This window comes from Salinisphaera sp. SPP-AMP-43 (assembly GCF_049568105.1).
Classification (GTDB): Bacteria; Pseudomonadota; Gammaproteobacteria; order Nevskiales; family Salinisphaeraceae; genus Salinisphaera.
The window spans coordinates 4,275,553-4,289,398 of record NZ_CP145335.1; the positions used below are offsets into that span (position 1 = coordinate 4,275,553).

Sequence of the window (13,846 nt, forward strand, 5' to 3'; positions counted from 1 at the left end):
CAGGCCATTCCGGCCAGTACGCCGCGGCCGCCCGCACCCGAAAAGAACGCCTGGCCAACAACTTGTGTCCAATCAACGCCGCGCTTACCGGTGCTATGCTCGGATTCGCATAGCCGACGGTCCGGCAACGGCGTGCCGTACGTGCCGGTCGCGGAGGGCAGACATGCCAGCCGATCTCGAGTTATCGCCTATGCGGGTCGGCATCGTGGTCGTTCCCGAGGCCATAGCCTCGACGCTGGGCGGATTGTACGACGTACTGGATGCCCCGCGCCTGGGTGCTATCGCCGCGATCAACGATGGGGGCGATATCCCGTTTCACGTGAATCTGGTCGGCGAGCGGGCCGAACGCCTGCAGCTTGCCGATGGGCTGCCTTGGACGGTGCAGCACGGCATCGACGACATCGCGCCCTGCGAACTGATCATCGTGCCCTCGCTGTTGCTTCCCCCTCATGGCTGGCAGCGCGGTCGTTATCCGCGGCTGGTCGCCTGGCTGGGCCAAAGCCATGCCCGGGGCGCCGTTTTGGCCTCAGCCTGCTCGGGTCTGTTCCTGCTCGCCGAGACCGGCATCTTCGACGGCCACCACGCCACCGTGCATCGCGACCATGCCCCGCTGTTCTCCAAGAGCTTTCCGGCCGTGGCCCTGCATCCCAAGCGAGCGCTGGTCGTCTCCGGCGTACGCGAGGAGCTGATCAGTTCCGGGGCGTCGATAGCCTGGCACGACCTGGCGCTCTATCTCATCGTTCGCTTCGTCAGCGTATCGGCCGCCCGGTCGGTGGCCCGGTTTTTCGATCTTCAGTGGCGCAGCGATGATCTGGCGCCCGGCCTCGGCTTCGATGATCACCGGGGCCACAGCGACGTCGAGATTCTCGCTGCCCAGGATTGGCTGGCCGAGCACTTCACGATCGCCTGCCCGGTCGCCGCGATGTGTGATCGGTCCGGGCTCGGCGAACGGACCTTCAAACGCCATTTCATTACCGCCACCGGCCTGTCGCCGATCGCCTATGTACAACGGCTGCGCATCGAAGCCGCCAAACGACGACTGGAAAACAGCGCGCTGAGCGTAGACGACATCAGCTGGCACGTCGGCTATGAAGATCCCACCTTCTTTCGGCGGCTGTTCAAGCGAACGACCGGTCTGACGCCGGGAGCGTATCGCCGGCGCTTTGGCGGCCCACGGGCCGCTCGCCAGCCCACACCGCCCGACCCCGTCCCGTAGCAGCCGGGCCCGGTTCGTGCTTATATGGCCTATGGGCTTGACCTACGACATCCCCATGGCGAATCGATATCGGACAATCTGCACAACGTTGTTGATCACCGGCACGCTCGTGGCCGGCTGTGGCAACGAAGCCTCGCACCAGGCCGCAGCGGCGTCAGCATCGAAAGACAACACCGGCGACAGCCTGCAAAAAACCAAGAACACGCCGCAGTGGCGACGGCTTACCGTTCGTGCGAGCTCCTATACGTTGGCGCCGGATGAAACCCGTCCGGAAGGCGACCAGATCGGGGCTTTCGGCGACAAACTATCGCCAGAGGACAACGTCATCGCCGTCTCGCGAGACCTGCTCCGGGCCGGCTTGAGCCATGGCACCCGGGTTCGTATCGAAGGCCTGGACGGAACCTATACCGTGCTCGACAAGATGCACCGGCGCTGGAAGAACAAGATCGATATCCTGTTCGCCAAGCGCCGACGGGCCCTCAAGTGGGGTGTACAGACGGTCGAAATCCGCTATCGAACCACCGACAAGCGCCTGGCGGACAACCACTGATCGTCCGGACGGCATAGCCGTCACGCCGCCGGCGCCCGATCCGGTACTCTGGTCTCATCCCGTAGCCAGACTGGAATCGCCTCGGGCGGCTGCCAGCCCCCGTGCCCAGCGCTTTTAGAGATAGACCATGCTCAAAACCATCAACCCACTGTTGACCGGCGAGCTACTCGCCATTCTTGCGGATATGGGCCACGGCGACGAAATCGTCATTGTCGATGCCAATTTCCCGGCGGCCGCCCTGGCCCAGCGGCGAATCCAACTCCCGGCCAGTTCGGCAACCGATACGCTGGCCGCGATCCTCGAGCTGCTGCCGCTGGATGATTTCGTAGACGTGCCGACGGCCGCCATGGCCGCCCCCGAGGCGCGGCCCGACCTCTACACCGAGTTCGACACCCTGTTGGCCCGCGCCGAGGGGCGACCGATCGATATCGAATTGATTGATCGGTTCGCCTTCTACGATCGCACCCGGCAGGCCTATGCCGTGGTCGCAACCGGCGAACGGCGGCTATACGGCAACCTGATTCTCAAAAAAGGCGTGCTGCGGTCTTAGGGCATGTCGCCATAACAGACGCCATAGCATGACGCCCGCCTATCGGGTCGGGCAAGGCGCATACCGCCGAGCGTAGCGGGGCCGTACGGTCAAGGCCTGCAACGCCGCCTGGCACGATGGACGGGCATCATCCTCAGAGGCGCGAGTGCGGCGGTATATCTCATGACGATACGCCCTACCGGCCGCCATACGGGCGTTGCAGCGGCTCATCATCCGTGCTGCCCTATTCGGGTTTCGGCACTCGGGGGATTCGATGAAACGACTGTTATGGCTGGGCTTGGTTCTTGGGGTGGCAGGCTGTGCCACTGCATCGCGGTACGACACGCAAGTCGAGCCGATACGCGCCTGGCATGCAGGCCCGAGCGAGGCATCGAGCCAATCGATCCAGACCCAGGTAACGGCCGATGACCGGCACTACGTGGCACAGCTGGTCTGCATGCCTGATGCCGCCCCGAATCGCGGCTGGTCCTGCGCGTCTCGCGCCCCGATTCCAAGCCCGTCGAACCGGATACCAACCGACCGAGCACGATCCGCTTCGGCTCGGCCGAACCCCAGCGGGTGACCTGGCAACGCCGGGGCGAGTCAATCCAGGCCGACCTACCGGCCGACCCGCTGGCCGAGGGGCTGGCCCAGGTTTTTCGCAGCCATCACCCGGTCGTGCTCACCGGGCTGACGTCTGGCGCACAGCCGGTGAAGTTCACGGTCGGCCAGGGGCCGTATGAACCCGTGGCATCGGATTTTCTGGCCCATTGTCCGCCGACGCACGAGCGCATGCCGACTCTGGTGCGCATCCGTCATGCCACGTTGCAGCCACGCCCGGACTCCGTTGCCTCTGCCGAGTCCTATTCGCTCGAAGATCGGCCACCGCCGCGCTACCCGGCCGAGGCGATACAAGCGCGCCATACCGGCGTCGTCAGGCTCCTGGCTGCCATTACGCCCGAGGGCGATGTGTTGTGGCCGGTGATCGTACAGTCTTCTGGCTATCGCGAGCTCGATGACGCGGCCCTGGCCGCTGTCGGCCAGTGGCATTTTTCGGCACAGCCGCTGGGGCCGAACGAGTTGTATCTATTGCGTCAGAAGTTGGAATTTTCTGTGCCGTAATCGATCGCTCTGTGATAAGCGTCGGCAAGGCTTGTATAAGCCCGTGCGATCGGCCGGAGGAATGATGCGATCGCACGCCGCCGAGCTCGCCGGCCCCGGCTCGCCCGCCCAAACTTTCGGTCTGTTTCTTGCGTCTGCTATACCCAAGGTTTGTTCGGAGCGAACGCAGCCTGCGAGGTAACCACAACATGGCCCAGATCGATCCACGGCAGCGCCCGCTACCCAACGGCATCACCCGGGAAGTACTCGAACGCGACGAACTGCGTCGCGCGCTCACGACGGCGCATCCAGATGTCGCCACCGTCAGCGATGCACAGATGCAGGCCTCGATTGCGCACATGCTGGCCCACCGACCCGCCACGGTCAGCCTCGATGAAGGGGTTTGGGTATTCGGCTACGGTTCTTTGCTATGGAACCCCTGCGTGCCGGTCGCCGAATGGCGAGCCGTACTGCTCTACGGTTTTCACCGCGATTTTCGAATCCGGCTGACCCACGGCCGAGGTTCGGCCGAAGCGCCGGGCCTGATGCTCGGCCTGGTACCGGGCGGCTCCTGCCGCGGTATCGCCCTGCGCCTGCCGCCGAAGGCGTTGGAATACGAGCTGCTCATGATCTGGCGCCGCGAGATGCTCACCGGGGTATATACGCCGCGCTGGGTCAGCCTGCGGGCCGATCACGGACCGCCGTTATCGGCGCTCACCTTCGTCGCCAACTCCGAGCATGAAAGCTTCTGCGGCCGGCTGGCCGAGGCCACGGTCGTGGACATGCTGGCCACCGGGCACGGCATGATCGGCTCGGCTGCAGAATATCTGGACAGCACCGTGGCGCATCTCGACGAGCAAGGCATCCACGATCGACGCCTGCGGGCCCTGCGGGCTCGGGTCAATGCCGCGGTAGACGCACAGAACGTGGGCTGCTGATCCAACACGGCCGGCTCGCGCTCGGCGCCGAGCCATGGGAACTCACAGCGGCACCGGTTCCGCGCCGGCGATCAGGTCATGGATTTAGATCGCGCAACCAGAACGTCAGGGTCTTGGTCGTCTGTTCGGTATCATCGCGATCGCGCCAGTCGTAGCGGGCCACGATATCGGCACGCGGCTGATAACCACGCCCCCGCCAGAACGCATCCAAAGGCCGGTAATCAGCCGGCCGCGCCGGGTGGTCGGCAGGGCGGTTCACGGCACAGAAACAGGTCGTGGTATAGCCAAGGGCCGCGGCATGCGCTTCGCGCGCATCGAAAAACGCATGCCCCAGCCCTCGGCCACGATAGGCCGGCAACAACAATGACTCGCCGAAGTAGAAGACCGTCGTGATATCGAAGCCAGCTTCGCTGAGCGGATGCCGAAAGGAAGGCTCTTCGTCCGGCATGGGCAACGCCGTTGTTGCGCCAACCAGTTCATCGCCGTCGAACACCGCCGCCACCAGCGACGAAGGTGCCTCGACATAAGTACGCAGGTAGCTGCGCTCGTATTCGAGGCTGCCGTCGTAGAGATAGGGCCAAGCGCGGAACACGCGAATGCGTAGGGCCGCCAGAGCATCGATGCCTGCGGCAATCTCGGCGCCTTGCCAGTGCTGGATCGTCAAAGTCGCCATAGGATACGGACCGGCTGATGCCTGTGATCGCATTCTGCAGTGCCCACCAAGTCGTGTCGCTCGGCTGATCGCACTATGCCAAGCCGCCTCATTGCCAGGACGACTGCGATCCAGCCCTTGGCGAAGGCCAAACTGCACACAGATTTATCCACAGGCTGTGGAAGTCTTTTATACGCCTTGAACGAGCCTGCTCAACCCTAGCGTGATGCTACGCCATGGTCGCGGCAATGCCCTATTCCAAGGCATCCAATCATGCCTTGCAGGCCGACGGGGCGCGATCCGAAACACCTAGTGACTCGTTTCGTACACGACCTCGCCGCAGTACAGGCCGTCAAAAAACCGGCCCATACGAGTCCTAATAAACAATATTTAACAAACACTTACGATGATATCGCCGATGCCCGGCACGGCGACTCCAAAATCATTTCGTGCCGAGCCAGCAGGCACGCTCGTCCATGCCCTACCCCATATACCGCGGTACGAATGACAGACCAGACCGCGGCCACGAGCGTCTTCCGGCAAGACCGCGCGCCAAGCCTACGCCGCTTTGAGGCTGCGGCGTAGCATGCGTATCGCTTGGGTACGGCCCGGCCGAGGCTTTCTTATACACAGGCTGTGATCAGCCGGTGCGTGCCGCCATCGATCCCGAACTCGCTTGGTCCAAACGAGGTACCACACAGCAGCAGATCCACGACATGCCCCGGCCGTTGTGATTTCAATCAAGTCTTTACTCCAGATCAGGGACAACAATCGGCGGCAGCAAGCATCCATGCGACGAGGAGGCGATGATGAACAAGCCGCGATCGATCTCTGCGAAACCTCTTTGGGCAGCGTGCCTATTCGCCGCCGTGGCCGGCTCGGCCACGGCTTTTGCGCATGGCGGCATGACAGACGCCCAACCGCCCCAAGCCACGGGCCCCTCGAACCCTACTGCGGCAGCTTCAAAGCCGGCACCGCCGAATCGGTTCTACGGCCACGGCCCAGGCATGATGTCGGGCTGCGGCGCATACGGCGCCAGCATGATGGGCCATGGCCTCGCCCCGGAGCAGAGGATGCCCGGCTACGCCATGATGCGCGGCCACCCTCCGAACTCTATGATGCCGGGCTATGGCGCTGGCATGCACAATCGCGGCATGGGTCCGATGTCCAGCCACGACGGGCAGCCGACGTATTTGCATCTGAGCCCGGAGCAGCGCCAGGCCTGGGCCAAACAGTGGCAGGAATCCGCCGGCCAGGAGCAAAAGCTGCATAATCAGCTGTATCGCCGCATGACCCATATGCAGAACATGATGGCCCAGCCGTCCGCCGATCCTGAAGCCGTCGGACAAGCCTTCGACGAGATGACCGCAGCCCAACGAAAGCTACTTATGGAACGCATTCGGGCGCGCCAACGGTTCGATGCGATTCTCACCCCCCAGCAGCGAAAAGCCTGGTATCGGGCCGGCGCATGGTGTCCAAACGGCGCCTGTCGTTCCTGGGCCGAAGGACAATAGTCGGTCAGGCCTATCGACGACCGTTGACCATCATCGCGCCGAACGCAATCCGCAGAGAGGCAAAGCCGCGCTCATCGTCAGCCTGCTAACGATCAGCATGGCAGTCGCCCCGGCATCGAACGATTCGGCTGCGCGGCAAGAACTCGGCTCACCGTACGCAAATGCCCTGCGTTGCGAAGGCTATTCATGAGCAGTGCTAATGACTGACATTCAGCCGCCACAGCGATCGCGCTCTGCTTCGCATACGTTTGGCGGCCCTCAACACCGGCTTCGGGAGCGCCGGCTAAACTGAGTTCGAGCTCGGCCTCACAGTCGTTGCGCCCAACAGCCCGCACCCTGGGCCCGTTTTGACGCGTGCAACAAATGCCCAGCCAGTACCGCCTTTATCTCTAGCCATCGCACTGTCCGGCCTCGGCAACCCCGCTAGTAGTCGTGGCAGAGTGCGTAGAATCCAAAAGCGATATCGACGCGGGGCTCGGCTACACCGCTACGAGGCCACGAGCTCGGGCGACGCCCGGCGACCGGTCGATGGCTCTAGCCCATGGCCTGATCTTTTCGCGGAGTTTTCATGCGCTATCTCATGCCGTCTGCGAGTATCGATGCCCCTTGCCAGAACACGCTCGAAATCCAGAAGAGCCGATTCATTGCCTGGTGCGCCGGTATCGATAGCGTGGCCGATGCCGAAGCGCTGATCGCACGAGCACGCCAGTACTATCCGGATGCATCGCATCATTGCTCGGCCTATATCGCCGGAGCGCCGACCGAGGATCGGGCAATCGGCTTTTCCGATGATGGCGAACCGGGCGGCACCGCGGGTCGGCCGATGTATCAGGTGCTGGCCGGCAGCGGCCTAGGCCGTATCGCCTGCGTCGTCACCCGTTATTTCGGCGGTACCAAACTCGGTACCGGCGGCCTGGCACGGGCCTATGCCCAGAGCGTAAGCGATGCCCTCGCCGAGCTGCCGACCCGGCTGTATATCCCGCGACGCCGGATCACCGTCAACGTCAGCTTCGCCGGCGAACAACCGGCCCGTCATTGGCTGGCCCAGCACGAAGCCGAAATCGTACAAGCCGACTACCACGCCGAAGGCGTCGCCCTCGTGGTGGACTGGCCACTCGACAGCGAGGCCGACCTGGCCCGGCTCGACGCCCAGATCAACCCCGATGCCTAGCGTATCGACGCCTCACCTTGAGCGCGCAGTGTTGCGCTTTTCCTGTGCATTGTTTTCACCACCCAGAGAAACTTGATATGAACGTGACTTATGATTTCACCGGCCAGGTGGCCCTGGTGACCGGCGCCAGCGCCGGCATGGGCCTGGCGGCCTCCAAGGCATTCGCCAAGGCCGGGGCCGCCGTGGTCGTCTCCGACGTCGACGCAGACTCCGTACAGCGTCTGGCCGACGAACTCACCGCGGACGGCCACGAGGCATTGGCCGTGGTCTGCGACGTCGCCGATGACGCCCAGGTCGAAGCTCTGGTCAAGCAGGCGGTCGAGAAATACGGCAAGCTCGACATGGCCTACAACAACGCCGGCGTACAGCCGATTCCGGCCGAAATGGCCGACCAGTCCCTGGACGACTACGAGCGGGTCATGGGCATTAACTTGCGCGGTGTCTGGTCGTGCATGCGCCACGAGCTGGCCCAGATGCGTACTCAGGGCAGCGGCGCCATCGTCAACTGCTCGTCGGTGGGCGGCCTGGTCGGCGGCAAGGCGCTCGGCGCCTACTACGGATCCAAGCATGGCGTGATCGGGCTGACCAAATCGGCCGCCATGGACTATGCCGCCCAGGGCATCCGTATCAACGCGGTCTGCCCCGGCGCCATCAAGACCCCGATGGTTGCCAAGATGCTGGAAGAGCAAAAGGATGCGATGGACGAATTCCTGAAGCTACAGGCCATCGGCCGGCTGGGCACCACCGACGAAATTGCGAACTCGGTGCTGTGGCTGTGCAGCGATGCCGCCAGTTTCGTCACCGGCGCATCGCTGGCAGTAGACGGTTGCTTTACTGCCAACTGACCGCTAACCGGGCGTTATCCGGCTGAATGGCCACACAAAGCCACAGCCGGGTGCACCCTTGGCTTACAGGTGGGTCCCGAGTACGGCTCGGGGCCTTGGTAGCCTGCGGGCCAGGGATCGATCCATGTCCGAAATAACCAGCACGGGCACTTTAGCCGCGCGCGAAGGCAACACATATCGCGGGTAGCTTGCATGGGTCGACAACCGATCGGCGCTACCGGCAGGTCGAAGACAGCGATCAAACAAAGCCGCAAAGCCACGAATCCGGCACGACCCCCTATCGCATACGCAGCATAGATTAGGTCGCGGTCTGCTATGAACCGGCTCGCCAAGGCGGCCAGGCCACAGAATAACGACAGGGCGTAGCGCCCGCCTGCGACCCACTGACACCACGGCAGCGCCGAATATAGGCTGGGCGCCGATCCTAGCGGGCCGACCACCGCGAGACTGGGGCGTTCTTCACGGGCTTATAGCGTATGCCAATGACGATATGCTGCCCATAAAAAAGGCGGGCTGAAATTCAGCCCGCCCGCGTTATCGCATTGCGCTCAGTCTAGACTGGAACAACGCTCACCGCGCAAGGGCCTTTCTTACCCTCGCCGACTTCGAATTCCACTGCCTGTCCGTCCTCAAGCGTGGCAAAGCCCTGCATCTTGATTTCGGAGAAATGGACGAACAGATCTTTGCTGCCATCTTCAGGAGCGATAAAGCCGAAGCCTTTCTCCGAGCTAAACCACTTCACTGTGCCTTTGGCCATACTTTACTCTTAAGTCTTACTAGTTTAATAAATGCAGTTACCTGCACGAATAAGCATACGCATGCTGAGCAGATTTGCACGAAAACAAGAGTTCGATAGTGCCCTGTAGCAGCATAATGAGCCCCCGTACCGGCTCTCGAATTCTTGGATCGCCTATCTTGAAAACTGGAAAAAATCCAACGTTTTCAATCAATTAAAATTGATCCACACCTGTAGGCAGGTTGCATTTTCGGCCCTGCCGACCGATGCAATACTTTTTTTATCCATGACCCGCCTACTGCGCTACTGCGCAGCCTCGGCGCGCCCGTGGGCAGGCCAGAACCCCCCATCGCGAACCCACTGGCCCCGATCAGGCTGGCGTCGATAGGCCTTCGCCAAGCAGGCTGATCGTCGTTCACGCCGGCGACAAGGTCGTTCCACTCGAAAGCGGCCAGCGCATAGCGCTTGTCTAGCCCACTGGCCAGGGCGCGGATCTCTGCGCAGAAAGGCTCAGCGCCACCAATGCACGGCAGCACGTGCCGCGATGGGCCGGTCCGGCATACGTCTACGGTCGGCACGCCGTCCGACGACGTGCTCATTGCCTACCAGGTGAGCCACGCAACATCCGCGACATCTGTTTGAGCAGTACAAGACCAGCGGTACGGCCCGGCCGGCGACCATGCGTTCTAATCCTGCGCCGGCAGATCGAGGATTCGGCGCAGCTCGGGCGCGGTCGTGTTGGCTCGGAAACCAGGTTGGCCATGCTCGAAGCGACGACCGTCTTTGAGATCGCCCACGATTACCGGTACGCAGCCGGCCGCCCGAACTAATTCGGCCGCCACCTGCATGGCGGCCTTGTCGTTGCTGGCGATGGGAATCCCAGCCGGTTCGTGACGCCCCGCGGTCACCCCCCGAATGATCGAGGCATCCACCGCGCTGAACGCCCGGACCAGCCGAACGCCTTTGAAATAGCGTTGCGAGACGACCCCGTCCCCAGCCTTGACGGCTTGCTGACCGATCGGCGAGTCCTCTACGCCCCAGGAGTTGGTCGCATCCAGCACAATCTTGCCTTGGAGGGCATCGTCGAAATCGTGGGCGATTTGAGGAATGGCCGTAAACGGCACCGCCAGCAATACCACCTGCCCATACTGCGCGGCCTGCTTCGGCGTGCCGACCCGTGCGTTCGGGCCCAACCGTTTGGCCATGGGCGCGAGTTCGTCTGGATGACGGCTCGACAACATCACCTTATAGCCGGACTCCACCCAGGCCGCACCGACCGCACTGCCCAGCGATCCGGCACCTATCACCGACAGTTGGGTCGTCTCTGGGGTGCTGCCCTCGATCGCCCGGGCTGCAGATGAATCGGCGGCATAAGCGGTCTGCGCCAGCGCGATCAGAACGAACAGGCATAAAGCGTTCATCCATTTGATTGATGTCGTCATGGCTCTGTCCTTGTTCCAAACCCGAGATACGATCAAATTCATCTTAGTGGGATAGCCAGGTTTCGGCGAACCAAGAATTGGGCCGAGAACAGGCTATTTTTAAAATAGCCGTTCGACTCCTGGGCGTTACGACCCCGGAGACCGAGCCTGGATTCTTCACCGCTGTCTTGGCCGGGGCTGTATGGATCTTGCGCTGCGCATCGACGGTTCGTCGCGTGGGGCTTTGAGGTCGCTATCTGCGTCGCGTATTCGGCCATGGTTTGGAAGGCCGTAGCGCTCGCACGAGGCCTTCAACCCTGCTGGCTTATAACTTATTTTTAAAAATAAAATTAAAAAAATATTGCCAAACACTAGTAAAAATACCTAATACCAACGCATTATTATTGAAAAAATGCCCGGATAACGCATTTTATTTCAGGCGACCAAAGTATAAAAAACCGAATACCCAAGCCGCTGTAGACTCTCGTTATGGCCAATAGGCGCAATGCCCTGGCCGCTTCTCGCTTTCGTATTTTTCGAACATAAATCGAATATTGGGTTTCTTTGCCCAAAAACGAATGCGAAATAAAAAAGAGATAACGATACATACTGGGAGGAGACAGCATGAACATCACCCGAGCCCTGGGCATGTCCGCTATAGGTATAGCGGCGATCACGATGGCCGGTTGCGACGATTCAGATCACGATGGGGGCGACGGCTCGTCGAACGCATCGAACTCGAACGCCGCGACATCCCTGGTCAGCGAGATGACGACCGCAGACAAGATCGCCATGTTGCATGGCACGACCGACCCAGAAGGCTTGGCTGGCGCCGGCTATCTACCGGGGGTTCCAAGGCTCGGGATCCCGGAGCTGCGGTTAACCGACGGGCCACTGGGTGTGCGTACATCGGAACCAGCGACGGCCATGCCCGCGCCGATCGGACTGGCCTCGACCTTCGATCCACAGCTCGCGGCCGACTACGGCCAGGTGATCGGCAGCGAAGGCAAGGCACACGGGCAGGATGTCTTGCTCGCGCCGATGACCAATATCGTACGTACCCCCTTGGCCGGGCGTAATTTCGAAACCCTGGGCGAGGATCCCTATCTGGCTTCGCGCCTGGTCAGCAGCGATGTTCAGGGCATTCAGCAGCAAGGCCTGATGGCGACGGTCAAGCACTATGTGGCCAATAACCAAGAACAGGACCGGCAGTCGGTCAACGTGAATGTCAGCCAGCGGGCATTGCGGGAAATCTACCTGCCGGCTTTCAAGGCCGCCGTAGATGCCGATGTCGCCTCGATCATGTGTGCCTATAACCGGATCAACGGCGAGTACAACTGCGAACACGCCGCCACCCTGAATACCATTCTCCGCGATGAATGGGGCTACGAAGGCTTCGTCGTATCCGACTGGTTTGCCACCCACAGCACCGAAGCCTCGATCCAGGCCGGCCTCGATCTCGAGATGCCCAACGGCACCTACTACGGCGAGCCCCTGGCCGACGCCGTGGCCAACGGCACGGTCGACGAAAGCCTGCTGGACCGCTCGGTCGAGCGCATCCTGCGCCAGATGTCGCGTTTTAACATGCTCGATGGCGATCAGGACGACGACGCCGAGATCGATACCGAAGCGCATGCCGAAGTGGCCCGCGAAGCTGCCGTAGCCGGCTCGGTGCTGCTACGCAACGAAAACAACACCCTGCCCTGGCAGGCAGACGATATCGGCACGGTCGCAGTGATCGGCCCCACCGCCGAGCGACTGTTATTCGGCGGCGGCGGTAGCTCTGCGGTCGAGCCGCTGGAAACGGTCAGCCCGCTCGAGGCGCTGCGTAACGCCCTCGGCGATGACGCCGATATCCGCTATGCCCCCGGCATCAGCCTGGACGGCGAACCAGTGCCGGCCTCGGCACTACGCGCCGGCGACAGCGAGGACTCCAACGGGCTCCAGGCCATGAGCGAAGGCGGCACCCAGCGGATCGATTCGACCATCGATTTCGTCGGCGACAATGCGCTGGCCGCCGGTTCCAACTGGACCTGGACCGGGCAACTCGTTGCACCGGAAGCCGGCGATTATCGGCTGCTTATTCAAACCGAAGGCGGCAGCGGTACGGTCACACTCGACGGCGAACAGGTGGCCAGAACCGGCGGGTTGTTCTCGAACCGACTGCTCGAAAGCGCGGACGGGCTGACCGTAGCCTCGTACGAGGTCTCGTTCGAAGCCGGCAGTGCGCATACCCTCGAAATCACCGGCGAGGCCGGGGCTTCGATGGGCGTGAATAGCGGCGACCCCGATACCGAGCTACAGATTCGCTTTGCCTGGGTGTCGCCCGAGATTCGCCAGCAGGCATTTTCCGAAGCCGAGGAGCTGGCAGGCCAGGCCGATCATGTCGTCGTCTTCGGCTTCAACGAAGGCACCGAAGGCCAGGATCGCGACACCCTCGATCTGCCGCTGTTCCAGAACGAGTTGCTCGACGCCGTAACCGCCGCCGCCGACAACCCGGTGGTCGTGCTCAACACCGACGGGCCGATCTCCATGCCATGGCTGGATCAGACCAGCGCCGTTCTCGAAACCTGGTATCCAGGCCAGGAAGGCGGCCGGGCAATCGCCGACATGCTGCTGGGCAATGCCACCCCGGGCGGGCGTTTACCGGTGACTTTCCCGACCTCGCTGGATAACTCGCCCACGGCCTCGGAGCGCAACTATCCCGGCGTAGATGGCCAGGTCCATTACGATGAAGACACACTGGTGGGCTATCGCTGGTACGACTACTACGACGTACAGCCGCTGTTTGCCTTCGGCTCCGGGCTGACCTACGGCGAAGTCGAATATACCAACGCCCAGCTGAGTACGACCGATGGCGGTTACTCGGTGCAGGTGACGGTGCGTAACTCAGGCGATCACACTGCGGTTGCCGTACCCCAGGTCTATATCGGCTCGGCCTCGGGCACACCGGTGGTGATGGCGCCCAAGCAGTTGGCCGGCTTCGCCCATGTCAGCCTGGAGCCCGGGGAATCCCAGGATCTCGATATCCCGTTGACCGATCAAGTACTGCGGTACTGGTCCGAAGACGAGGGCGGCTGGGTTCCCGACTCGGGCGAGCACGAAGTCTATCTCGGGCAATCGGTCAGCCAGGTGAACTCGGTCGGGCAGCTAACGGTCGACTGATGCCACTA

Annotated in this window: 12 protein-coding genes; 9 read left to right on the forward strand and 3 right to left on the reverse strand. The window is 62.2% G+C overall.

Features of this window, described 5'->3' with window-relative positions; translation table 11 throughout:
* The first annotated feature begins 163 nt into the window (after positions 1 to 163).
* The 5 genes from V5738_RS18465 to V5738_RS18485 all read left to right on the forward strand — a co-directional run bounded on the left by V5738_RS18465 (position 164) and on the right by V5738_RS18485 (position 4,334).
* Positions 164 to 1,216, forward strand: a complete 1,053-nt coding sequence (locus V5738_RS18465; protein WP_423822291.1) for a GlxA family transcriptional regulator — start codon at positions 164 to 166, stop codon at positions 1,214 to 1,216.
* 55 nt (positions 1,217 to 1,271) lie between these two features.
* A complete protein-coding gene (locus V5738_RS18470) occupies positions 1,272 to 1,766 on the forward strand; it encodes a 3D domain-containing protein (RefSeq protein ID WP_423822292.1) in 495 nt (164 codons plus the stop codon).
* Positions 1,767 to 1,893: 127 nt separating this feature from the next.
* Positions 1,894 to 2,316 (forward strand): RbsD/FucU family protein, encoded by a 423-nt coding sequence (locus tag V5738_RS18475; RefSeq protein WP_423822293.1) that lies wholly within the window; start codon positions 1,894 to 1,896, stop codon positions 2,314 to 2,316.
* Between the two features lie 558 nt (positions 2,317 to 2,874).
* Positions 2,875 to 3,417 carry an energy transducer TonB gene (locus V5738_RS18480; RefSeq protein ID WP_423822294.1) on the forward strand — a complete coding sequence of 181 codons (543 nt, stop codon included), beginning with the start codon at positions 2,875 to 2,877 and terminating at the stop codon, positions 3,415 to 3,417.
* Positions 3,418 to 3,605: 188 nt separating this feature from the next.
* On the forward strand, positions 3,606 to 4,334 hold the full coding sequence (locus V5738_RS18485) for a gamma-glutamylcyclotransferase (protein ID WP_423822295.1): 729 nt from the start codon (positions 3,606 to 3,608) through the stop codon (positions 4,332 to 4,334).
* 76 nt (positions 4,335 to 4,410) lie between these two features.
* Here the strand turns inward: V5738_RS18485 and V5738_RS18490 are convergent, their stop codons facing one another.
* Entirely contained in the window at positions 4,411 to 5,007 is a 597-nt protein-coding gene (locus tag V5738_RS18490) for a GNAT family N-acetyltransferase (RefSeq protein WP_423822296.1), read from the reverse strand.
* 1,052 nt (positions 5,008 to 6,059) lie between these two features.
* On the opposite strand from V5738_RS18490, the gene V5738_RS18495 reads away from it, so the two are divergent.
* From V5738_RS18495 to V5738_RS18505, 3 genes are all read left to right on the forward strand, one after another.
* Positions 6,060 to 6,500 carry a Spy/CpxP family protein refolding chaperone gene (locus tag V5738_RS18495; RefSeq protein WP_423822297.1) on the forward strand — a complete coding sequence of 147 codons (441 nt, stop codon included), beginning with the start codon at positions 6,060 to 6,062 and terminating at the stop codon, positions 6,498 to 6,500.
* A 568-nt stretch (positions 6,501 to 7,068) separates the two neighbouring features.
* Entirely contained in the window at positions 7,069 to 7,671 is a 603-nt protein-coding gene (locus V5738_RS18500; RefSeq protein WP_423822298.1) for an IMPACT family protein, read from the forward strand.
* Between the two features lie 77 nt (positions 7,672 to 7,748).
* Entirely contained in the window at positions 7,749 to 8,516 is a 768-nt protein-coding gene (locus tag V5738_RS18505; protein ID WP_423822299.1) for a glucose 1-dehydrogenase, read from the forward strand.
* 553 nt (positions 8,517 to 9,069) lie between these two features.
* On the opposite strand, the gene V5738_RS18510 is transcribed toward V5738_RS18505, so the two are convergent.
* The gene (locus V5738_RS18510; RefSeq protein WP_423822300.1) at positions 9,070 to 9,273 is read right to left on the reverse strand and encodes a cold-shock protein; all 204 of its coding nucleotides are present in this window, start codon (positions 9,271 to 9,273) and stop codon (positions 9,070 to 9,072) included.
* Positions 9,274 to 9,938: 665 nt separating this feature from the next.
* Positions 9,939 to 10,694 carry an NADPH-dependent F420 reductase gene (locus V5738_RS18515; RefSeq protein WP_423822301.1) on the reverse strand — a complete coding sequence of 252 codons (756 nt, stop codon included), beginning with the start codon at positions 10,692 to 10,694 and terminating at the stop codon, positions 9,939 to 9,941.
* A 603-nt stretch (positions 10,695 to 11,297) separates the two neighbouring features.
* On the opposite strand from V5738_RS18515, the gene V5738_RS18520 reads away from it, so the two are divergent.
* A complete protein-coding gene (locus V5738_RS18520) occupies positions 11,298 to 13,838 on the forward strand; it encodes a beta-glucosidase H (protein WP_423822302.1) in 2,541 nt (846 codons plus the stop codon).
* Positions 13,839 to 13,846 lie beyond the last annotated feature (8 nt).